A 21,964-nucleotide genomic window follows, 5' to 3' on the forward strand; every position below is an offset into this window, starting at 1 on the left:
TCACAGTTTCACCTGAACCAGCAGTGCTCACGCGCGCGACGCGCAACAAGGGTTATCGCGGGTAGCACGGGGCGGTCAAGTGCAATTTGTGTACGGAAAATTTCAAAATCCCTGGTCTGTGGGCCGTTTTTCCGTGATCCATTTCTGGCTTCCCTTCGTCATAGAGTGTAGTATATACTTGTATTGTTCTGTTATGAAAATTGTGTAAACAGGGGAAAATTTGATTCTCTCTGACTTAAAAATAGAGAAAGCCGTTTCTTCCCGTTAGAATTTAGACTAAATTCAACTCCTTATGGTATCACATTTTATACAGGCCTAAGACCGACACTCCGGTCAACTTCATTTGATACATCAGCTCCATTTTGAGGAACAACAGCGTGAAATTTTTCTGGGCGTGTCTTTTCGTAATGCTCTGCCTTACGGGATTCTTAACAGACATCCAAGCGCAACCGGTTCCAGATAGCGGCCGCGATACTGAAGAGACAAATCGCGTGGTCGCTGTTTCGAATGCGGGAGAATATCCGCCGCTACCGGTCCCGTTTTTTCGAGGCAATGGTCAAGCGAACTATATGCAGGGGTTTTATTTCCATTTCTGGAAATTTCTGCTGGTAGTATTGCTGTTCCTGCTGTGGGCCAAAACCTCGTATTGGGTTGATGAGGACAGTCGTGGATTAAAGATTGATACCGAGTTTTGGAGTTCGATCGTCCTGGTAGCCGGTGGACTCGGTTTTCTGTTCGTTTTCTGTATGCCCAGCTTTCTGCTTGGCTTTTTTATCCTGGCAGCAGCTTATGGTGCGCCGCTGGGGATGTATATTCGTGAGCGAAATGCCAAAGTTCCTGCTTCCAGCCGGGTGATGACTCCGGATCATATTCGGAACTTAACGCTGCGTTATCTGGCCCGGATGGGGATTCGGGTGGGCGGCAAGAAGACACAGCAGGCAGCGGTCGGCCCCGAAATTCGGTTTATCGGGAGGTCGGCAACCGGGCGGGGTGATGATCCTGCCAGTTCTCGCCGCGTGGAAAATTCACGTGGTTTCCTGGCTGCCAAAGAGCTGGTATATGATGCGGTCATGCGTCGCGCGACTGACGTGCATCTGGAGCCAAAAGAGGATGAGGTAGGAGTGCGTCTGCGTATTGACGGTGTGATGTACCCTACTGAAGGATTTGACCGTTCGATTGGTGAAGCAGTTCTGAATATTTTCAAGGTGCTGGGAGCGATGGATATTACCGAGAAGCGTCGTCCGCAGGACGGCAGTTTCCGCGCCATCATGCCCGATCGTGAAATTGACTTTCGTCTCGCCAGTCAGGGAACCCGGCACGGCGAAAAAATGAGTTTGCGTATCCTGGACCAGACGAATTCGATCGCCTCGTTAACAGAGTTGGGGATTCGAAAACAGCTGGTTGATAAGCTGAGTTCGATCGTCAAACAGCCACATGGTCTGTTTTTATGCTGTGGTCCTACGGGTGCGGGTAAATCAACTACCTTGTTTGCGGCTTTGCATGAAATTGATCCTTATCAGCGCAATATTATTACGATTGAAGATCCTGTCGAATATCGGATCGATAATGTTTCACAGATTGAAATCAACCAGAAGGCCGGCCAGACGTTTGCCGAGTCTTTAAGAAGTATTTTGCGTCAAGACCCGGACGTGGTCATGATCGGCGAAATTCGAGATGCGGAGACGGCGCGGATTGCCTGTCAGGCGGCGAATACCGGTCATATGGTGTTTTCCACGGTGCACGCCAACGATACCTTTACTGCCTTGTATCGATTGCTCGACCTGGAAATCGAGCCGTTCATGCTGGCCAGTTCACTCTCGGCTCTGCTGGCACAGCGCTTGGCGCGGCGGCTGTGTCCTGACTGTAAAGAAGCGTATCAACCGAATCCGGAGTTTTTGAAGAAAGCGAATCTGCCGCCTGATAAGGTCAAATGTTTTTACCGGCAGCCGAAAAATCCGGAAATTGTCTGCCCCACATGTGGTGGTCTGGGATACAGAGGTCGGATTAGTGTTGTCGAGCTTCTGGAATTCAATGAGCGGATGCGTGATATGATTCGTGATACTTCCGGTATGTCTCAACTCAAGGCACAGGCACGAAAGAACGGCATGTTGTATATGAAAGAGGAAGGTCTGCGGCTTGTCGTGAAGGGAGTCACATCCATTGACGAATTATTGCGGGTAGTGAAGTGACCTCGCGAGATGTCTTTTGCTGCCTGAGCTGGTTTTAAATTGATTTACACTATCATTTTGGTTTTGATCTGATTCATTCTGGACTTCGACTATGATCGACATATTGTTACTGGCAATCTTGGGAATTGTGACCTGGTGTGTTGCCAGTGAAGGGGCCTGGGGCGCCGCGTTTATTTTTGTCTCGGTACTTCTCGCCGGTTTACTTGCGATGAATTATTTCGAACCTCTGGCAACGTTTTTGACGAATAATGTTGCCAGTTCGGGGACCTGGCGTCTGCGCTGGGACAGTATTGCGCTGGTTGGCCTGTTTGTGGGATTTATTTTTCTCTTTCGCGAGATCACAGTCCGGATTGCGCCCACTTATATGCAGGTTCATCCGCTGGTCCATGAAATTGCACGTTGGGGATTTGCCGCGATGACCGGTTATATTGCGATGGCATTTTTGCTGACCGCGTTACACACCACTCCTCTGCCTCGTGAGTTTGCCGGTTTTACTCCCGAACGAAATAACTTTTTTGGAGTGGTCGCCCCTGATCGTCAATGGCTGGGGTTCACTCAATATGTTTCAGAAAAGTCGATGCGCAACGGTGCGATGGGGCATCTGTTTGACGGTCCTGAATACAGTTTCCCTCAGCAATCAAACAATATTTGGCCTTCGTTTCCGATTCGATATGCCTCACGCCGGGGGAGCGGAGCGTCTGCAGGGGTAGCTCCTGCCAAACCCGCTTCCGAAGAGAAAGCCAGCCGCTCCTTTTAGGTGGTCAGGCACTCTCGCGCTGGAAGAGGTCGACCAACTGTGGGATGAATCGTTCAAAGGCCCGTGCGCGGTGGCTGAGATGCTGTTTGACAATGGGTGCTAATTCGCCGAATGTCTTATGCAGCTCAATGATTTCGAAATAGGGGTCGTAACCAAATCCGTTCTGGCCGCGCGGTGCTTCGGTCATGCGACCTCGACAGCGGGCTTCCACCTGCAGGCAGATCTCGCCTTTCGGATTCGACAGTGCGACGTTACAGACATAGGCGGCGGTTCGTTTTTCTTGAGGGACGCCTGCCAGTTCCTGGATCATTTTCGCGTTATTCTTTTCATCAGTGGCATCTTCACCGCTGAAACGGGCAGAATAAATTCCCGGTGCGCCGTTCAGAGCATCGATCATCAAACCACTGTCTTCGCCAATCGTCCACTGTGAAATTGTGCGGGCGGTCTCAGATGCTTTTTTGGCAGCATTCTCTGCGAAGGTACTGCCATCCTCCACAACTTCCTGAGCTTCCGGATAGTCGGCGACACTTTGGACCTGGATGCCATGCGGTTGCAGTAACTCGGAAATCTCAGCTGCTTTTTTTTGATTACGGCTGGCTAGAACAATGACGGGGTGTTGTGACATGATCGCGTGGAATTTCTAGAGGATCGATAACAGACATACCAGGTCGGAGCAGGCGGTGTTACCGCGCAAAAAAGAAGCCTTCCCGACTTCAGGCACTGTAACAGGCCGTATTGACAGAGGGAAGGCTACCACGATAATCTGATTCAGCCGGATTTGAATTACCGGGCTTTGGGGTTTTGAATCAACGTTGGTTTGGGATCAAACACCCATGATGCGGCCGGTGGTGACTGTGGAGTTTTGCCGGGAATCACGAAGTACTCTGCGGTCATCGTTTCCACGTTTGTTTCGGGATGCGGTTTCAGTTTGGAACCGAACAGTTTGGCGTAAGAGGCAATCCGAGGATCGTCTGCTGAATCAAAGGAGCCTACTGTCACGATGGATCGATATTTTTCATGCAGGACATAAGCATCAATATTCCGTGCAGAGCCGGCAGGGAACCCATAGCTTTTGGCGTTTCGTAATGCTTTCGCCAGGGTCCAGGCATTTTCTGCTGCCTGATCCAGACTGTTGCTGACTTTTAAGTCGCTGCTGGAGGCATTCTGGAAGCGGGAAGTTGCTGTTTTGGTGACGGAGTTACCATAAAATGAAGCGACCACCAGAGAATATTTTCCTTTGTTTTTCAGAAGAGAATATTCAATTCCGGAGTTCAGTTTGGCGATCAGTGGGTCCTGTTTTCGCTGTGCGACTTCCTGTGGTGAAAGCAGCGGGTTGATCGTGAGAAACGCACCACTGAGCGGACCTGGTTGTCCGGGCGTTTTATTATAAACGCCATTTTCGGTCAGGACTTCGGGGTGAAAGTTTTTGATGTATTTCAAAGTCTTCTGGGCAACGTTGTCTTCACTGTCAGAATAATTGCCTGCGATTACAGAAATCATGGCGCGCTGTGCTGCATAGCTGCGGCGTTCTTCTCGGCCGAGGCGGTCCAGTGTATTGAAGCGTTGAATGACAGATTCCTGGCTGAAGGTGTAAGCCGGAATCCCGCGTTTCCGTAGTTCGTAAACCAGTTCATCGGCGGCTTCCTGAGCACTCAAACCTTTTGAGCGTCGGCTTTCAGGAATGTCTCGCAGACTGGCGACCATGATCATCCAAGGTCCATGCCGTTTGGTGAGCTTGTATTTCTTACCTTGAACGGCTTCAATTCTGGCATCTGCTTCGGGTACAATTCCCGTCACGCAGATGGCGATTGCGAATGTGATGATCAGGCTTTTCTTGAACAGTTGCAGGGTCCGCATATCAGTATCCCTTCTGAAAGCGTCCGAACCGGATGGTTTGAATTTAAGTGAAGAGGCGCTGTTTCCTCCCAACTTCCTGTTGGGGAAATGACCTCGAAAATAGACTGTATTTGCAGTGTTGATGTTGAGCTGCCTCAGACATGTGGCGGGAGTCTAGCACTTCTGTAAAATTGAGTCTAGAGGTGATTTATCCGGCCCGTTTCTAAGCCGGAATTGACGTAAAAAGAATGGCATGAGTAAGAGAATTTCAATTCTGGTTTCCAATCGGGGTGGATGTTTCATACAATCTAAGTGTATATGGAATAACAGGATAAGCTTGGTGATAACTTCCCTTCAGGGAGCCGACAGAAATCAGGGCGAGAGCAGATGCGTGTGCTTGTGATATCGGATATTCATTCAAACTGGGCGGCGCTCTCTGCCATCCAGGAAGAGTTCGATTACTGCCTCTGCATCGGTGATCTGGTTGATTATGGTACGGACCCATTACCCTGCATTGAATGGGTCAAGCAGAACGTGACTGCCTGCGTGCGCGGGAATCATGATCATGCAGTGGCGCAGCGCGTGGAAGCCAAAGGGACCACCGGCTTTCGTAAACTGGCCTGTTTCACGCGGCCTCTGCATTGGGAACTATTGGATCGTGTCAGAATGAAATATCTGGCGCGACTGCCGATTTCGCAGCAGGTGACCATCGAAGGCACCACATTTTATCTGGTGCATGGAACGCCCCGTGATCCCCTGGATGAATATCTGGGCGATAATCAGGCCGCCTGGAATGCGCGGTTACAGGGCATCAATGCCGATTTTATTTGTGTCGGCCATACCCATATTCCTTTTCACCTTGATCTGGGTGAGAAGCAGGTGGTCAATCCGGGAAGTGTCGGGCAGCCACGGGATGGAGACCCCCGTTGCTCCTACGCGATCATTGAAGACGGAAAAGTCACCCTGAAGCGGAAAGAATACGATATTCCAGCAGCGATTCGTCAGATGGAAGAAATGGGACTGACCGGAGAATCGCTGGAAATGGCTTCCAGCGTCCTCCTGAATGGTCGTCTGTCCTGATTTTGCTAGGTAGCGTTTCTAAATTTGAACGGTGGCTACCCAAGACGTCCAACCGGGGCTAACGCCCTGCGGCTAGTGGCTTTTTTTGCGGTCATAGTCCAAGAAACAAAGGCAATATCACAGCATCGGCTACGGTTTGATCTTACATAACTCACTCTATCGATCGCAAAATCACGCTCAAAACTATTAAATAAACACTACCTAGGCCTGTGGTTCGGTCATGCTCATGGGATCGAGGGCTTCTTTGAGCGTTTCTTCAGGCAGAATTTTTTGCTCGGAACATAATTCCCGAATGGTCTTGCCTGACTTGAAGGCTTCTTTGGCGAGCGCCGAGGCTTTCTCGTAACCAATATGCGGGTTCAAGCTGGTCACCATCGAGAGGCTGTTTTCGACGGCTGCATTGCAGGCTTCTTTATTCGCTTCCATATTGTCAGAGCAGAGTCTCACAAATTCGTTGCTGGAATTGGCGAGCAGGTGAATGCTTTCCAGAGCCGTGAATCCCATCACGGGCATCATGATATTCAGCTGGAACTGTCCACCGGCGGCCCCCGACATGGTAATCGTCTGGTCGTTGCCGATGACGCGGGTACTGGCCTGCATCATGCTTTCGCACATTACTGGATTGACTTTTCCGGGCATGATCGAGCTGCCGGGTTGGAGGTCGGGGATTTTGACTTCATAGAAACCGCAGCGAGGACCGGAGCCGAGCCAGCGGATATTATTGGAAACATTGAACAGCGTGGTCGCGATGGTTTTCAGTTCGGCGTGGCATTCCACCAGGCCGTCCCGTTGTGCATTCGCTTCAAAGTGATTGGCTGCTTCGACGAAGGCAATCCCCGTCAGTTTTGCGAGTTCTGCACTCACGCGGTGACCAAATTCGGGGTGGGTGTTAATTCCCGAGCCGACCGCGGTGCCGCCGACGGGCAATTCATAGACGGCTGCCGCTGCTCGCTTGGCACGTTCGACACAGAGTTCCAGTTGACGGGCAAAGCCGCCAAATTCCTGTCCCAGTCGGAGCGGCGTGGCATCGGCCAGGTGTGTGCGGCCGATTTTGATAATCTGATCCCAGTCTTTGGCTTTTTGTGCCAGGCTGGCGGCGAATTTTTCGAGGCCCGGGATCAAATGATTGTGAATGCTGGAAGCGACGGCGACATGGATGGCGGTCGGAAAAGTATCGTTGGTACTTTGACCCATATTGACGTGGTCGTTCGGGTGCACGGACTTTTCCGGAGCAAACCGGTCTTCCCCGAGAATCTCAATCGCCCGATTGCTGATGACTTCGTTAACATTCATATTGCTCGACGTTCCCGAGCCAGTCTGGTAGACATCGATGGGGAACTGGTCGTCAAATTTGCCTTCAGCCACTTCGGTCGCCGCTGCGATCAGGGCTTTGATTTGTGTGTCGTTGAGAGGGTTTTTACCGGTTCCGGCCAGCTTTCCGATATCACGATTGGCATGAGCGGCCGCCAGTTTGACCTGTCCCATGGCATGAATCAGGCTGGGGGGCAGGGTATTGCCGGAGATTTGAAAATTCTCGACGGCCCGTTGTGTTTGTGCGCCGTAATAGGCGTCTGCTGGAACCTGCACTTCACCCATTGAATCACGTTCGGTTCGAAACCCGGACATTGGTTTGCTTCCTGTCTCTGCTAGAGTTGCCAAGTGTCTGATCAGGCCTGGAATGACACGTTGTCTGAGTGGACCGCATGCTCGTTGGCGTGCTCGTCGCGACTTCCTGTCAGTTCAAGATTGATTGACTACTAGAGTAAATATAAAAAGAGCCGGCTCTCAAATGGTTTTGAAAGCCGGCCTTAATTCTAGCAAGTTGTCCTGTATTCTCAATCGCCGTTCGATTTCAGACCAAAAATGCTTATGGCAGAGGCTGTGAGCTCCGCAGATAGCTGAACAGGTCACGAACTTCTTTTTCGGAGAGCTTGTCGAGCAGTCCTTCCGGCATTAACGATTTCTTCTGCGGCAGCATTTCGTCAATGTTATCGCGTTCGATGGTGATACTCTGCCCATCGGCACTGCGGATCACTATGACATTGTTATCCTGATCCGCCAGGAAGCCGTTCACGGTTCGCCCATCCTCAGTGATGATCAGGAATGTTTCAAAGCCTTCACGGATCTCTGCGGAGGGATTGACAATATTCACGAGCATCCGATTAACATCATCACGTTTGAAGGCGGTCAAGTCGGGACCAATTTCGCCTCCTTCGCCGAACAGTTTGTGGCATTTACCACAGTTCTTCTGAAAGAGCTTTTCTCCCGCGTAGCGGTCTGGCTCTTCTTTGCTGTTTTGCAACAGTTTTTGACTGTCGGCGATCTGCTTTTGCATTTGTTCGGTGGTGGCGCCGGCGATCGAACCGAAGTGCTTCGAGATCAGATCTGCAATGGCCTCATCGCTGTAAACGGTCATCTTTCGCGCCGTTTCGATGGAGACCGTCTCTTTATTGATTTTACCGGCATCGATGGCAGTCAAAAATTCGAGCGCCCATGGTTTCCGGATCGAAACCAGGGTCTGGGCTGCACTTCGTAAATCGTCAGACATATCCGGATACTGGACACTGACGACTTTGCCGATGGTCGCATCCGGGTATTGCTGCAGGGCGTTGATGGAGGCAATCTGCATCTGCAGGTCGCTGGAGTTTTTGATGATATTCAACAGAACGGGTACGCAGGTGGGAACTTTCACTTCACCCAGGATCTGAATCAGGTCCAGCCGCTTTTGATTGTCGGCTTTGGGATCGGCGACGATCTTGAGTGCCTTGGTGATGGCGGCTTTATCGCCTTGACGCATTCCCAGAGACATGGATTGCCCGCCGTATTTAGACATTGCCGCGATCAGTTCTTTGGGGAAACTGGTTTTGGAGCGGCCTTTCATTGCCGTCTCAAAGCCGGACATCAGGATTTCTGCATGCGATTTTTCGGGGGCTAACTCCAGGAGTTTGGCGCAGACCATCAGGTCGTTGCGAGAACCCGTTGAGGCGTACCGCCGCATGATGCGTTCCAGGATATATTTTTCGACGATCGGATACTGCCAGACTTCGGCTTTCGAAAAATAAGCCAGTAATGCGTCGCGGTCTTTCTCGGCTCGCTTTTCCAGTGACCACCAGAGAATCAGCGGCACATGGACGTCATCCAGATCTTCGGATCGACTGAGCAGATTAAAGGCGATTGGCAGCCCGGTTTCTGCAGGAAGTCGCTTCGATGAACTGGCGAGTTGGCTACGGACCTGCACGTGTGGTTCGGTTAATGCGAGCGCGATCAATTGTTGACCAATTTTCGCAGGTACCTGATTTTCATCACACAACAATCTGATCGTCCAGGCACGCACGAATGGATCCTGGTGTTGCAGTGCTTTTGCTGCGACAGTTTCATTCAAGCCGCCACTCAGATTCAGTGCCCAGAGTGCTTCCAGCGCCGATTGTCCGTCTGAGGAAAACAGTTTTTGTTTCAACGCGGGAATGACGGATGCATCTTTGCGATCGCCGAACAATCGCAGGGCCTGCTGGCGATACCACTTGTTGGGGTGGTCGAGAACGTCAACTAATTCCAACGAAGATTTCTTGCCCAGATCAAAGGGAGCAAGGGGTTTCGCATCTTTGGCTGTGAGTCGATAGATGCGGCCGTCTCCTTTTTCGACCTGACCTGCATAGTGCTGGCCGTGGGCGATTTGATGTTCGTACATGTCACAAAAATAAATCGCGCCATCGGGGCCGACTTTGATGTCGACGGGACGGAACCGTTTGTCGGTTGTCGCTACGGGGCGTTGCAGATCTTCGGTTTGATAAGACGAACCGTCCGCAGTGATTTTGCTTTCGACCACGCGACCTTGCAGTGGCTCTACGCCAAACAGATGCCCCCAGTATTTTTTCGGGAGTGTGTCTGCTTCGTAGATGATGAAGTTGTGTGTGAAGCGGGGAACCTTGGCGTGTTTCATCGCCTGGAAGTAACCGAACGCATAAGGATTGGAAAGCGGGCCGTGCTTGCCAAAACCTTTCTGGTAGTAGCTGCCTTGCGTGTAGTGAAAGCCGCGTGTGTTTCCACCGTTGTGTCCGGAATAGAGTCGGCCTTTTTTATCAAACTCGACGCCGAACGCATTCCCGCCCCCCTCGGCGAAGATTTCGTAAATTTTCTTTTCAGGATGATACCGCCAGATCAACTGGCCCAGCGATTGGATGGCTTCGCTGTCTTTCTGCCCCGGCTTTTTGACTTTGCCCGAGACCGTACTTCCCTGTGAAGAATAGAGCCATCCATCCGGTCCCCAGCGGAGACTGTTGACGACCGAGTGGGTATCTTCCATGCCGAAGCCTTCGAGATGCACGACCGGATCGCCGTCTGGAACGTCGTCGTTGTCTTGATCGGGATAGAACAGCAGATAGGGAGGGTTTAAAACCCAGACGCCGCCACGTCCTTTGACAAACGAAGAGGCAATATTTAAGCCGTCAACGAATGTTTTGTGTTTGTCATATTTGCCATCGCCGTTGGTATCTTCGTGAATAGTAATTTTGTCTGCACCCTTTTCATGATGCGGCGGAGGCAGAGGCACTTTATCGTAGACAGAGCGGTGGTGTTTGTCCTTGCTCAAAATGCGTAAACCTTCCGGGTATGGATACTGCAAGTAGTTGATAACCCACATCCGGCCGCGTTCGTCGAAATTCTGAAAGATGGGTTGCTTCACAAAAGGTTCGGCAAGCACCTGTTCGATTTTGAGATCTTCGGGAACCGTGAATTGTTTCAGTGAGTCGGCAGGGTTGAAGAATTCTCCGCCCGTGTTTTTCGGAGGGGGCACCGGCGGCGCCGACTGGGCTATGATCAGTGAGGATAAGGTGATTGTGATCGTCGCCAGTAAGAACAATCGCTGGTTCATTGTTCTTGATCCTTTATGTCTATGATTCAGTGAATCTTTTCAGATAACGGGTGGGAATATCGCGTTTTTTTCTGGTGAGCCGATTCCGGTTCATTTTATAAAGTAAACTCAGAATCTTACTCTTAGTCTGTAGAGAGCGAGTGGCAAAATCAAGCATCAAGGGCTGATTCCCTGTTGGTTTCTTTGATTGTGTAAGCCTGTATCTTGAGTGCTGAGATAGAAAATCAGAACTCCACAGTAGATCTCGGCTGCTGCTTTTCTTTACGATGAAGTGACGCGCTTTTCTCAATCCTAAAACGCACTTTTCCACAAATCGTTCAAAATCAGGACCGTTTCCGATGTTTAAACACTCTACGATTCTCCTCGTCATGATTTCTTTCTCTGTCTGTTTGCTCGAAGCCTTTAGTCAGGAGCCGAAGGCGGAAACGCATCCCGTCCCGCCGACTGTGGCCGAGAATGCGAAGCTGCAGGAAGAGTATGCCGCGAAGGCATTTTTTGAAGGCCCGATCTGGGACCCGGTGGGTAAGAAGCTGTACTTCACCTCATTTGTTGATAAAGACACTAAAATTTTGCGTCTGGATGAGCGGGGTAAAGCCAGCATCTGGCTGGATCAGACAAAAGGCATCAATGGAACGTATCTCTCTAACAAGGGACGGATGCTTGGTGCACAGGCCTATGGTCAGCATGTGATGAGCTATGGCTTTGGTGAGTCTGGTCCCAGTGACACGATCATCGTGGCTCAAAACTCCAAGTGGAATCAGCCGAATGATGTTTGTCAAACGCCGAACGGAAACATTTATTTTACGGACCCCGATTTCAAAAATCGCAAAACGAGTGCCGTGTACGTCAAGACGACTGATGGGGACGTTAAGAAAATCATCACTGACATGCCGGTGCCCAACGGCGTGATCGCCGCCAATGATGGAAAGACACTCTACGTGGGTGATAGTCACGAAAAACTCTGGCGGAGTTACCCGACCAAGGAAGATGGCACAGTTGGAGCAGGCAAGATCTTTTTCAATCCCGATACTGAGCGAAAGGATTCCCCGGATGGAATGAGTATCGACGAGAAAGGGAATCTGTATCTGTCAGGGCGGGGAGGTGTCTGGGTTGCCAGCCCGGCAGGGAAGTCGCTCGGTTTAATCCCGATCCCGGAATTTTGTTCGAACGTGACGTTTGGGGGAGTGGATGGCAAGACCTTGTATTTTACTTGTGCAAATAAAGTTTACAGTTTGCAGATGAATGTGAAAGGCGGGCAGTTTCGCTGATCGAGCTGGCTTCAATGAAACGAAAACAGGCGATGTCCGTTTGAAGACATCGCCTGTTTTATTTGTTGATCGGGGAAGACGCGGCTTACAGAATGGCGGCGCCTTTGACGTCGATTCCCTTCAGGGTCATCTTCAATTCTTCCACGTTCGGTGAAATTTCGAAGGCATCGGCCCGACTGATAAATTCCTGGTCGATGAACCCTTTTAAGCTGTCGTTAAACTGCTGCATGCCTTCGTCCTTACCGATCCGGATGGCGGCGGCCAGTTTTTCATCCTGTTCTTCCAGGACCAGTTTTCGCACGGTGGGATTGAAGGTCATAATTTCCACAATCGGCACACGGCCCGGTGCATCGACAATGGTCTTTAACAGTTTTTGTGCAACGATGGCACGCATGTTAAATGCCAAACTGCCTCGCAGTGCTTTATGCATATCCTGCGGGAACAGGTCGAGAATACGGCCGATACAACTGGGAGCGTTGGATGCGTGAATTGTTCCAAACACAAGGTGCCCTGTTTCCGCAGCGTGGATCGCTGTCGAGAATGTTTCCATGTCACGCATTTCGCCCACCAGCATGATGTCGGGGTCTTGACGTACGGCATGTTTCATCGCGATTTCAAAGTCTTTCACATCAATGCCGACTTCGCGTTGATTGATCAGACATTTATTCTGTGTGTATACGAATTCGATCGGGTCTTCAATGGTCAGAATGTGTTTGCGATAGTTGTCGTTGACCCAGTTCAACATCGAAGCAATTGTTGTACTTTTACCACTACCGGTCACCCCGGCCAAGAGCACCATCCCCTGGTCGAACTTACAAAGCGATTCCATCACGGGAGGCAGGTACAGCCCTTCAAAGTTGGGAATCGAGCGTTCGATTTTACGGGAGACCATACCCGGAAAGCCCAGCTGGATGAATAAGTTCACACGGAAACGCCAGGCTTCACCCTCATGTTCAACCACATAAGAAAAGTCGGCTCCCCCTTCATCAACGAAAATTTTCTTGTTTCGCTCATCCATCATCGGATCAAACAAGGCCATCATCTGATCCCGGTCAATGGGGGGCATCTGCAGTTCGCGCAGAGTTCCTTTCACACGCAGGATGGGTGCCTTGCCGACCTGCATATGCAAGTCGGAGCCGCCATGTTTGATTAACTGACGGAAGACTTTGTCGACCTCATTTTCAGCACGACCTGTGATCGGTGAAATGTCTTTTGCTTTCGCAGGAACGGTAGTCGCCATTAACAAACTCCACTTATCAAATAATCTGTTCGGCTACACGATCCTGTAGCTGAGTAGAAATGAAATGCTGACTGGATTCAGGGAAGGAACCCACGCGGATTGCCTCGCTGCCTCAATTGGTCTCAATTCGACCGATACTACTATTTTGATTACTCTGGAAGAACATGCAAGGCCCTTTTGACACGATAGGGGTAAATTTGTCACTCTTGGGATGTATCAGGTCTGGTTGTGTTATTCTATTGTCCCGGAGTCAGAGAAACCGTACTTTTGAAACGAATGGGAATGCCGCGTTCTGCTAAATAGTGTTTTGTTTCATCAACGGGATGAGTGCCATAATGAAAGATGCTGGCTGCTAACGCAGCGCTGGCTTTGCCTTCTGTCAGCACTTGATACAAGTGTTCGGGGCAGCCGGCACCACCACTGGCGACGACAGGGATCGTGACGGCTTCAGCGACGGCTTTCGTCATCGGCAGGTCGTAGCCATCTTTGGTGCCGTCGGCATCCATGGATGTCAAAACGATTTCTCCTGCGCCCAGATCTTCTACTTTTTGAGCCCATTCGATTGCCTGCAGGCCGGTAGGAACACGCCCGCCATTAACGTGCACTTCCCAGAATTCTGTTCCGTCTTTTTGAACCCGCTTGGGATCGATATTCACAACGATACATTGACTACCGAATCGTAAAGCAGCTTCCCGGATCAATTCTGGATCTTTGACTGCGGAAGAATTGATCGAGACCTTATCACAGCCGGCATTTAACAAGGCGCGAATATCTTCCAGGGTTCGAATGCCACCGCCAACGGTAAGAGGCATGAAAATCACTTCAGATGTCCGCCGAACAATATCCAGAATGATTTCGCGTTCTTCGTGGCTGGCGGTGATATCCAGGAAAACCAGTTCGTCAGCGCCCTGTTCTTCATACCGCGCAGCAACTTCAACCGGGTCTCCTGCATCCTGCAGATTTACAAAATTAACCCCTTTAACAACCCGGCCTGCATGGACATCAAGGCAGGGAATGATTCGTTTTGCCAGCATTAATAATAACCTCAGAGTTGATACAGAGAGTGACTACGCTCCATCAGATTTGAAAATCCAGCGTAGAGATAAAGTATAACTTCCCAGGTACGTAGATTAAACCTAGGCTCTACCGATTGATTACATTCAAGCCCTAAAGTATCTGGAGTAAATGACATAAGTGGGCCAGACGGGTGTAGGATGAGTAGTAGATTTCTGTCACTGCCTTTTGTGGTAAATGAAGAAACCTTTCAAAATGCCAGTGACCAATATTGACTAGCATAACGGGCCGAATAGACTTAAGTTAAGTTGGTTTATAATTAGCGAGGTCGTTATTTAATAATTTTTAGTATTAGCATTACTGATTTATTGAGATCATAAGAGACGTTCTTCCTAGATATTTAATATGGACGATTAGGATGTGAGCATGAACCGAAAATTTCACATGCACAAGCTTGGTTTTACGTTGATCGAGTTGCTCGTGGTGATTGCCATCATCGCGATTCTGATCGCACTCTTATTACCTGCAGTCCAACAGGCGCGTGAAGCCGCCAGAAGATCTACGTGTAAGAACAACCTGAAACAAATTGGATTGGCCTTGCATAACTATCATGACACACATCGCGTATTCCCCTATGCAACTGCCAATCCCGGCAACTGCGTTCCCAGTTCTTCAACGATCACAATCACAAACCATACCGGCTGGCTGTACCTGTTGCCCTTTATGGATCAGGCTCCTTTGTATAACCAGTTCAATTTCAGTGCTGCGACCGGAGACCATAATAAAAGCCCCAATCCACTTGCAGGTGGAGGAGCAGTGGCGAGTGGAAATGCCGTTTTAGGTACCAATCTGATTCCAATTCTGTATTGCCCTTCGGATGATGGTGGTGCCACGTATGCCTCTGCCAGTTCAAATTATGGAACCGGGGCTGCCAACTCCGCAAGAACCAGCTATGGGTTTAGCGTGAGCATCGGCGAATTCTGGGGAGGTGGTTGTACTTACTGGACCAATGAAAGCAAAACGAATCGTGCGATGTTTGGTACGAACTCGAATTGTCAAATTCGTGATGTCAAAGATGGGATGAGTAATTCAGTCGCTGTTGCCGAAACCACTCTGGATGTTGACGATGGTGAATGTCAGTCATGGGCTGCTTCTTCACACGTCGGCATGGGGACCAATTTAAAATCCAGCCGGGGAATCAATGAATTTCGCTGCTGTACCTGGAGGACTCCTCCTATGGCGCAATTTCAACCAGGTCGTCTCGGAGAATGGGGAGACCCGGGCAGCACACATACCGGTGGAATGCATGTTCTGATGGGCGATGGCGCTGTGCGTTTCATCAGCGAAAATATTGATACAACGACCCGAAATAACCTGGCTAATATTTCTGATGGAAATCCGCTCGGCGAGTTTTAGGTAAAGAGATAAAAGACTGCGAATTTCTGATTACGTACTTATAAATCATTTCTGTTTATTGAAGGGAACGAAAACAGCCTCACAAGAATTCCCTTTTCTGTGTTTTATTTTCTTAGGAGATACAAGATGAAGCCTAATGCAAAAATGCGTGGTTTCACACTGATTGAACTTTTGGTTGTAATAGCCATCATCGCAATTTTGATTGCGCTATTACTTCCTGCAGTCCAACAGGCGCGTGAAGCGGCCAGAAGGTCCACATGTAAGAACAACCTGAAGCAGGTGGGTCTGGCGTTACACAACTATCATGACACACATCGTGTGTTCCCTTATGCGACAGCTAATCCAGGCACCTGTAATCCGGGCACGGGTACTGTCATTACCAACCACACTGGTTGGCTTTATCTGCTACCATTTCTGGACCAGGCACCACTTTACAATCAGTATAATTTCAGTGCTGCTTCCGGAGACCGCAGAGATGGTTCTGTTACTAATCCGCTGGCCGGTGGGGGAGCAGTCGCGAGTGGAAATGCCGTTTTAGGTACCAACATTATTACCGTTCTGATTTGCCCCTCAGATGACGGTGGCGCACAATATGGCCCTGCCAGCACTGCATATGGAACGGGTGCAGCGAACTCAGCCCGAACCAGTTATGGCTTTAGTGTGACCAACGCGCACGATACCGGAGGGTGTAATTATTGGACCCAGGAAGGCAAAACCACACGTGCCATGTTTGGCTTGAACTCAAAATGTCAAATTCGAGATGTCAAGGATGGCACAAGCAATTCCGTCGCCGTGGCGGAAACCACTCTGGATGTTGACGATGGTGAATGCCAGTCATGGGCAGCAGCCTCGCATGTCGGGCTGGGTACCAATTTAAAATCCAGCCGGGGAATCAACGAATTTCGTTGTTGTACCTGGAGATCTCCACCAATGGCGCAATATCAACCAGGTCGTCTCGGAGAATGGGGTGACCCGGGCAGTACGCACACGGGCGGAATGCATGTCTTAATGGGTGATGGAGCTGTGCGATTCATCAGCGAAAATATTGACACAACCACTCGGAACAATCTTGCCAATATTGCAGATGGAAATACGATTGGTGAGTTCTAAATCTGACTGTATTGACCTCTGTCTCCTTCCTGTCAGAAAATAAGGCAGGAAGGAGATACGTTTCTTATCGGTATTTTCTCCAACCCTAAAAATGCGCTAGTTGCTGCCTCCTTTCTTTGCAGCGGGTTGAATCAGGAAGAAGCCATTCTCTTCAGGTGTTTTTTGAAAGTATAAGTAGATGCTGAAATGGAATAAACAATTCATCATTATTGCATTGATGGTAGGTCTGGTGACCGGTTGTGGAGGAAGTGCATCAGAAGTTCCTGATGAATTGATTCCTGTTACCGGAACGGTCAAGCTGGACGGAAAACCCACCGCCAATATTACCGTCGTTTTTAATCCAGGGAAAAAAACCGCAGGCACTGGCGGTTATGGGGTCACCGATAGTGAAGGGAAGTATTCAGTTACGCACCGGAGCAACAAACCCGGAATTGAACCGGGCGAATACATCGTCACATTTTCTAAGATGGGGCTTCCCGATGGGAGTCCGATCCCGGAGGGCAAAGATGCTGCCGACGTGGGAGCAGTCCAGTTGCTTCCGGAGAAGTATACCAATCCCAATCGTGAAATGAATCTTACGATGGCAACGGTCAAAGCTCCCAGTGCTCAACTTGATTTTGAAATCACCTCGAAATAATCTGCTGGAAGCACCCAGAATTCGGGCCTCTGTTACATGATTTGAATATGACTGCACTGGTCCCTGGAAGGAGGGCAGGCCATCAAAAGGCCTGCCCTTTTTACGTTGATAGATCTTCGTCAGTCTCTAGAAAGTGGGTTTCCTCAAGGAAGACAGACTTCCATCAGATCTCCATTTTGGTTCGACAGATTGGGTGATATGCCTCAAAGGAAAATGGGAGTTTAACAGGCAGAAATAGGAATATTCATTTAAAATTAACGATCTTCATTAATTATGTTGACAAATAAGAAGTTTCATCTACATAATTGGAGATGTTGAGTATTATCAACGCGCTTTTCACCCTGTCTAATGCTGAATTACTTAGTAAGTCTAGATATCTAATTGTTTGTGTTTGATTCAAATCCCACAAATTCTACGTGGGTGGCACTAACGAATTTAGACTGTGTCTTTGAAATAGATTCTTAATTATTTTTCAAGCTGTTCATTTTAAGATCATTTCAAAAGCTCGTTTTCTTTTGTTTGAGCCAAAACACGTTTGAGTAATTTTATTTCATTTCTTTCTTATTTTTTCCGGAGGTGGAAAATGCAACGACACACAAAGAGACGCGGCTTTACGTTAATTGAGCTCCTGGTCGTGATCGCCATCATTGCGATTTTGATCGCGCTCTTATTACCAGCGGTTCAGCAGGCACGTGAAGCAGCACGACGTTCAACTTGTAAAAACAATCTGAAACAAATCGGGTTAGCTTTACACAACTACCATGATGCCCATTCGACATTCCCGTACGCTGTTTCCCATAGTTCCAGTATTACTTCGAGTTCGGCCAACCATACAACAGCCCTCAACCATAAAGGATGGTTGCTCGTGCTGCCTTATATCGATCAGGCTCCTTTATACAATCAGTTTAATTTCAGTCTGGCTGCCAGTACGGCTCGATTGAACGGTAAGACCGTTCCGGGTGGATTGAATCCAGGGGATCCAGGAAACGCCAATGATTTGGTAGTCACTCGGATTATTCCGGCATTCATGTGTCCTTCCGATGACAATCAGACACATTACACCAGCACTTCAGATGCCAACTATTCTGTAGCTAGTGGAACATCGACACAAACGGGTGCTTATACAAACTACGATTTCAGTGTCAGACGTGCCTCCAGCAGTGCCCCGATTTGGGATCGTGATTCACGAACGACCCGCCGCATGTTTGGATTCGATTCCTGTAGCCGAGTCCGGGATGTCAAGGACGGTATGAGTAACACGGTTGCGGTCGGGGAAACTCTGCGTTGGACCTATAATGGTGTCTCACAGACATGGGGTTATTCAAAATGGGTGGGGAACGGCGTCGATCTAACCTACTCACGTGGAATTAACTGGTGGCCCTGCTGCTCATGGGATTCACCACCGTTTCAACGTCCCACAGGACCAGGAAGACTGGGAGACTGGTCTACCGTTGGTAGCTTACACACAGGCGGAGCTCATGTTTTATTGGGCGATGGTGCAGTCAGATTCATCAGTGAAAACATTGATGCGACGACCCGAAATAACCTGGCCTACATTTCTGATGGAAATCCGCTTGGAGAATTCTAAGCTCTAATCCGGATAAATTGATCAAAGATAGCCGCGGGTGATGTTATCTGACACGCCCGTGGTTTATCTCTTTATTGCTTCCGTTTTAAGTACTTCTTCTGATTTTCAGACTGGACAGGATATTAATGTAATGTGGCATAATCGACTACTTTTGAGCTGTTTGTTCTTTTGCCTGGTTGGATGTGGTGGTGCGAGCGAAAACACCTTGGAAGTTTACCCCGTGACTGGGTCTGTGACCGTGGATGGCGAGGCGTTACCCGCTGTTTCAGTTACTTTTTTCCCTGAAAAGTCAACGAAAGGGAATGGTGGTTTTGGGGCCACGGATGAGTCTGGTAAGTTTACACTCAAAGATCGTGATCAACGTGATGGCGTTGCAGAAGGAACGTATCGCGTGTTGTTTACCCGTCTGGTCAAGCCTGATGGGACACCGATTGGAAATGATCAGATGGCAGCTGATGTCGGCGCCGTGAATCAGCTCCCGGATATTTATAATGATCCGAGTCAATCACCAGTCACTGCGACAGTGGGAAAAACCAACGAACCATTCAAGTTTGAATTGAAAACGAAGTGAATCAAATCTAGCTTGAGCTGATAGGATGTCTGCCTGAGGCTGAGATACCTTAACGCAATTTAATTGATCCCTGTAGTCCAACAAGGGCAGGTCTCTATAGAGATCTGCCCTTGTTCATTTTAGACACCCGAAATCACAGACGATACGCACCCAGTGCATTCTATAGCCTGCCAAATACGGTCTAATCTCTATCGAGAGAACCTTCCCCTGAGTCTATCACACACTCTACTCAACACTCCTTGTCCATGAAGTGTTTTAGAGGAATGAGAGTCCCACTCTTTCACATACAGCCCCGCCTCTTCTCTTCCCTGATCTAAGGGAATGATCTCACACTTTCAAATCAGGCATAATATCAGGATGTAAAGGAAAATACTTAGAAAAAATATACAAGTTTACAAAGAATATGGTTTCAAGAATGAAACTATTGACAGTTAGACAGGTACCTCTGTAGACTCATAAATTAACCTAATGTATATTAATGGACTTTTGTATTAATCAGGCCGAAACGAAGGTAACGGACTGATTGAATGCAGGCGAGTTTAAGAATTCTTGTCTGATGTCTGTTGATGAGTTTGATCTAAGAGTCTCTTTTCGTTGATGGAAAATTTCAGCTCAATTCTAGAGCAAGCTGTGTTTTGTCGCGATTGTCATTTCTTATTCTTTATTCTTCTAAGGAGCAGAGACGTGAAATTGAATTCTTTACAGAGGCGTGGGTTTACGCTGATTGAGTTGTTGGTGGTGATTGCTATTATCGCCATTTTAATTGCTTTACTCCTGCCTGCAGTGCAACAGGCGCGAGAAGCAGCTCGTCGAACGCAGTGTAAAAATAATCTGAAACAGATTGGTCTGGCGTTGCACAATTATCATGAGACCTTCGGATTATTCCCTCCGGCACAAATTCGGGGCAGGGTTGGATCGAATGAGTTAGGGAATGCGGCAAGCTGGGGAGCGATGATTCTGCCTTACATGGATCAGGCACCGCTCTATAATCAGCTCAATTTTAATATTGGAATATTTGAGGGAACGAACAAAACGGTCATTCAGGGATTGAGTGGCATTGCCGGCGTCTTGTGTCCCAGCGACACTGATCGTGCTCCGGTACGAAGCGTCCACGCTTCAGGTACCCCCAATTACATGACTTCTATCCCCAGTACCAGTTACGCTGGTAGTGCGGGAGGATTTCAAAACTCCGACAGTAGCACTGCGATTGTCTCTGGTGGATTTTTCACAATGGATCCCGCACGTCCCACTAAAGTTTCCAGTTTCAAAGACGGAACTTCAAATACCATTGCCGTCGGTGAAAGATCCTATCAGGTTTGGACCGGTGGTTCCTGGTTGGGACTGCAACACAATACCTACACAACTTCCAGCCCGGGAAATGATACTGCCTGCTGCTGGGATTGGTTTATGGCAGCCGGTTTCTATCCGATGACCAATCAACTCAAATCAGGCATGACTTCTACCAACTGGCGATTTGGGAGTACCCATACTGGGGGCGCGCACTTTCTGATGGCTGATGGCGCCGTCCGATTCATCTCGGAGAATATCGAGCATATCGTTTCGACCAGAAGCGGTTCTACGTGTGCTGTTCAAGGCTGTGGCTGTGAGTGGAGTAATGATCCGAATGCCTGTGCGACCGGTGTTCCGGGTGGTGGATGGAATGATAAATCGTATCTGGCAAATCATTGGGGCGTTTACCAGAGATTACATCATCGAAACGACGGTTTAACAGTCGGCGAGTTTTAAACGAACTGTTGTTCTTGGGGTCAGTCTGGCTCAGAACACAGATCGAGTACCTTCTCACCTGCGCTCCCCATAGAAAAGGAGCGCGGGTTTCCTGAAAAAATAATCCAGAGAGACGTTTCTTTCAGTGTTAGGCTGTTGGAACGTGTTAGTCGAAAGGGAGGATCATGAGGCAACTCACCAGCAAATTATCACGCAAGTTCGCGGGTCTCTGTTTTCTATTTATGTGTCTGATTGTATCTGCCTGTGGAAATGCTAATAACGCAGAGTCCACTCAACCCGACCCCGGATTAAATGCGGAGGGGGCAACAGCAGACTTGGATAAAACGAAGAAATAATCCTGGTACGACATGTTGACGCAAAAAAGCCAGCTGCTCCCTTATCGATGCAGCTGGCGAGAAGCTCATTCAGCGTGTTACTCATTCCGGCGGAAGTAGCAAAGTGCTCTCATCTCCGGTTTGCACAGGTTTTTCATTATCTTCAGGAGTTTCTTTCGAGCTTCCAAAGCATCCTGAAATGGGCAACAGTAAAATCATGCTTAACACCAGAGGGTGAACCTTGTGAAACTGATTCACAATGATCTCCTTTAAAATTTAGCCAGACGAAAAATGTCAAGAGACCAGATCTGATTTCAAACAGATCATC

At 48.9% G+C, this 21,964-nt stretch carries 17 protein-coding genes; 10 read left to right on the forward strand and 7 right to left on the reverse strand.

Annotated features, from left to right (window positions below; translation table 11 throughout):
- Positions 1 to 377 precede the first annotated feature (377 nt).
- Positions 378 to 2,189 (forward strand): GspE/PulE family protein, encoded by a 1,812-nt coding sequence (locus Pan241w_RS01095; RefSeq protein WP_232107320.1) that lies wholly within the window; start codon positions 378 to 380, stop codon positions 2,187 to 2,189.
- Between the two features lie 91 nt (positions 2,190 to 2,280).
- Positions 2,281 to 2,946 carry a CvpA family protein gene (locus Pan241w_RS01100; RefSeq protein ID WP_145209678.1) on the forward strand — a complete coding sequence of 222 codons (666 nt, stop codon included), beginning with the start codon at positions 2,281 to 2,283 and terminating at the stop codon, positions 2,944 to 2,946.
- Positions 2,947 to 2,950: 4 nt separating this feature from the next.
- On the opposite strand, the gene rdgB is transcribed toward Pan241w_RS01100, so the two are convergent.
- Both rdgB and Pan241w_RS01110 read right to left on the reverse strand, forming a co-directional pair.
- Entirely contained in the window at positions 2,951 to 3,571 is a 621-nt protein-coding gene (gene rdgB, locus Pan241w_RS01105; RefSeq protein ID WP_145209681.1) for an RdgB/HAM1 family non-canonical purine NTP pyrophosphatase, read from the reverse strand.
- A gap of 158 nt (positions 3,572 to 3,729) precedes the next feature.
- Positions 3,730 to 4,803: a hypothetical protein gene (locus Pan241w_RS01110; RefSeq protein ID WP_145209684.1), complete on the reverse strand. Its 1,074-nt coding sequence runs from the start codon at positions 4,801 to 4,803 to the stop codon at positions 3,730 to 3,732.
- Between the two features lie 366 nt (positions 4,804 to 5,169).
- Here Pan241w_RS01110 and Pan241w_RS01115 point away from each other — a divergent pair, with 366 nt between their 5' ends.
- On the forward strand, positions 5,170 to 5,862 hold the full coding sequence (locus Pan241w_RS01115; protein ID WP_145209687.1) for a metallophosphoesterase family protein: 693 nt from the start codon (positions 5,170 to 5,172) through the stop codon (positions 5,860 to 5,862).
- A gap of 201 nt (positions 5,863 to 6,063) precedes the next feature.
- Here the strand turns inward: Pan241w_RS01115 and Pan241w_RS01120 are convergent, their stop codons facing one another.
- Positions 6,064 to 7,488: a class II fumarate hydratase gene (locus Pan241w_RS01120; RefSeq protein ID WP_145209691.1), complete on the reverse strand. Its 1,425-nt coding sequence runs from the start codon at positions 7,486 to 7,488 to the stop codon at positions 6,064 to 6,066.
- 241 nt (positions 7,489 to 7,729) lie between these two features.
- Positions 7,730 to 10,732 (reverse strand): PVC-type heme-binding CxxCH protein, encoded by a 3,003-nt coding sequence (locus Pan241w_RS01125; protein ID WP_145209694.1) that lies wholly within the window; start codon positions 10,730 to 10,732, stop codon positions 7,730 to 7,732.
- A 338-nt stretch (positions 10,733 to 11,070) separates the two neighbouring features.
- Here Pan241w_RS01125 and Pan241w_RS01130 point away from each other — a divergent pair, with 338 nt between their 5' ends.
- On the forward strand, positions 11,071 to 12,000 hold the full coding sequence (locus tag Pan241w_RS01130) for an SMP-30/gluconolactonase/LRE family protein (protein ID WP_145209697.1): 930 nt from the start codon (positions 11,071 to 11,073) through the stop codon (positions 11,998 to 12,000).
- An 85-nt stretch (positions 12,001 to 12,085) separates the two neighbouring features.
- Here the strand turns inward: Pan241w_RS01130 and Pan241w_RS01135 are convergent, their stop codons facing one another.
- The gene (locus tag Pan241w_RS01135; protein ID WP_145209700.1) at positions 12,086 to 13,240 is read right to left on the reverse strand and encodes a type IV pilus twitching motility protein PilT; all 1,155 of its coding nucleotides are present in this window, start codon (positions 13,238 to 13,240) and stop codon (positions 12,086 to 12,088) included.
- Positions 13,241 to 13,476: 236 nt separating this feature from the next.
- On the reverse strand, positions 13,477 to 14,274 hold the full coding sequence (gene hisF, locus Pan241w_RS01140) for an imidazole glycerol phosphate synthase subunit HisF (protein WP_145209703.1): 798 nt from the start codon (positions 14,272 to 14,274) through the stop codon (positions 13,477 to 13,479).
- 406 nt (positions 14,275 to 14,680) lie between these two features.
- Here hisF and Pan241w_RS01145 point away from each other — a divergent pair, with 406 nt between their 5' ends.
- From Pan241w_RS01145 to Pan241w_RS01170, 6 genes are all read left to right on the forward strand, one after another.
- Entirely contained in the window at positions 14,681 to 15,670 is a 990-nt protein-coding gene (locus Pan241w_RS01145) for a DUF1559 domain-containing protein (protein WP_145209707.1), read from the forward strand.
- A 126-nt stretch (positions 15,671 to 15,796) separates the two neighbouring features.
- On the forward strand, positions 15,797 to 16,780 hold the full coding sequence (locus tag Pan241w_RS01150) for a DUF1559 domain-containing protein (RefSeq protein WP_145209710.1): 984 nt from the start codon (positions 15,797 to 15,799) through the stop codon (positions 16,778 to 16,780).
- A gap of 178 nt (positions 16,781 to 16,958) precedes the next feature.
- Positions 16,959 to 17,417 (forward strand): carboxypeptidase-like regulatory domain-containing protein, encoded by a 459-nt coding sequence (locus Pan241w_RS01155; RefSeq protein WP_145209713.1) that lies wholly within the window; start codon positions 16,959 to 16,961, stop codon positions 17,415 to 17,417.
- 583 nt (positions 17,418 to 18,000) lie between these two features.
- The gene (locus Pan241w_RS01160; RefSeq protein WP_145209716.1) at positions 18,001 to 19,005 is read left to right on the forward strand and encodes a DUF1559 domain-containing protein; all 1,005 of its coding nucleotides are present in this window, start codon (positions 18,001 to 18,003) and stop codon (positions 19,003 to 19,005) included.
- A gap of 130 nt (positions 19,006 to 19,135) precedes the next feature.
- The gene (locus tag Pan241w_RS01165; RefSeq protein WP_145209719.1) at positions 19,136 to 19,576 is read left to right on the forward strand and encodes a carboxypeptidase regulatory-like domain-containing protein; all 441 of its coding nucleotides are present in this window, start codon (positions 19,136 to 19,138) and stop codon (positions 19,574 to 19,576) included.
- 684 nt (positions 19,577 to 20,260) lie between these two features.
- The gene (locus tag Pan241w_RS01170) at positions 20,261 to 21,322 is read left to right on the forward strand and encodes a DUF1559 domain-containing protein (RefSeq protein ID WP_315940503.1); all 1,062 of its coding nucleotides are present in this window, start codon (positions 20,261 to 20,263) and stop codon (positions 21,320 to 21,322) included.
- A 416-nt stretch (positions 21,323 to 21,738) separates the two neighbouring features.
- Here Pan241w_RS01170 and Pan241w_RS29230 read toward each other — a convergent pair whose 3' ends face one another.
- Positions 21,739 to 21,894, reverse strand: a complete 156-nt coding sequence (locus Pan241w_RS29230) for a hypothetical protein (RefSeq protein ID WP_198000252.1) — start codon at positions 21,892 to 21,894, stop codon at positions 21,739 to 21,741.
- Between the last annotated feature and the right edge of the window lie 70 nt (positions 21,895 to 21,964).

This window comes from Gimesia alba, assembly GCF_007744675.1.
In the GTDB taxonomy this organism is placed as follows: domain Bacteria; phylum Planctomycetota; class Planctomycetia; order Planctomycetales; family Planctomycetaceae; genus Gimesia; species Gimesia alba.

Bases quoted from the DNA above. Each gene is read 5' to 3' on its own strand.
- Pan241w_RS01100 (WP_145209678.1), top strand. From the start codon at position 2,281: ATGATCGACATATTGTTACTGGCAATCTTGGGAATTGTGACCTGGTGT.
- rdgB (WP_145209681.1), bottom strand. From the start codon at position 3,571: ATGTCACAACACCCCGTCATTGTTCTAGCCAGCCGTAATCAAAAAAAA.
- Pan241w_RS01110 (WP_145209684.1), bottom strand. From the start codon at position 4,803: ATGCGGACCCTGCAACTGTTCAAGAAAAGCCTGATCATCACATTCGCA.
- Pan241w_RS01115 (WP_145209687.1), top strand. From the start codon at position 5,170: ATGCGTGTGCTTGTGATATCGGATATTCATTCAAACTGGGCGGCGCTC.
- Pan241w_RS01120 (WP_145209691.1), bottom strand. From the start codon at position 7,488: ATGTCCGGGTTTCGAACCGAACGTGATTCAATGGGTGAAGTGCAGGTT.
- Pan241w_RS01125 (WP_145209694.1), bottom strand. From the start codon at position 10,732: ATGAACCAGCGATTGTTCTTACTGGCGACGATCACAATCACCTTATCC.
- Pan241w_RS01130 (WP_145209697.1), top strand. From the start codon at position 11,071: ATGTTTAAACACTCTACGATTCTCCTCGTCATGATTTCTTTCTCTGTC.
- Pan241w_RS01135 (WP_145209700.1), bottom strand. From the start codon at position 13,240: ATGGCGACTACCGTTCCTGCGAAAGCAAAAGACATTTCACCGATCACA.
- hisF (WP_145209703.1), bottom strand. From the start codon at position 14,274: ATGCTGGCAAAACGAATCATTCCCTGCCTTGATGTCCATGCAGGCCGG.
- Pan241w_RS01145 (WP_145209707.1), top strand. From the start codon at position 14,681: ATGAACCGAAAATTTCACATGCACAAGCTTGGTTTTACGTTGATCGAG.
- Pan241w_RS01150 (WP_145209710.1), top strand. From the start codon at position 15,797: ATGAAGCCTAATGCAAAAATGCGTGGTTTCACACTGATTGAACTTTTG.
- Pan241w_RS01155 (WP_145209713.1), top strand. From the start codon at position 16,959: ATGCTGAAATGGAATAAACAATTCATCATTATTGCATTGATGGTAGGT.
- Pan241w_RS01160 (WP_145209716.1), top strand. From the start codon at position 18,001: ATGCAACGACACACAAAGAGACGCGGCTTTACGTTAATTGAGCTCCTG.
- Pan241w_RS01165 (WP_145209719.1), top strand. From the start codon at position 19,136: ATGTGGCATAATCGACTACTTTTGAGCTGTTTGTTCTTTTGCCTGGTT.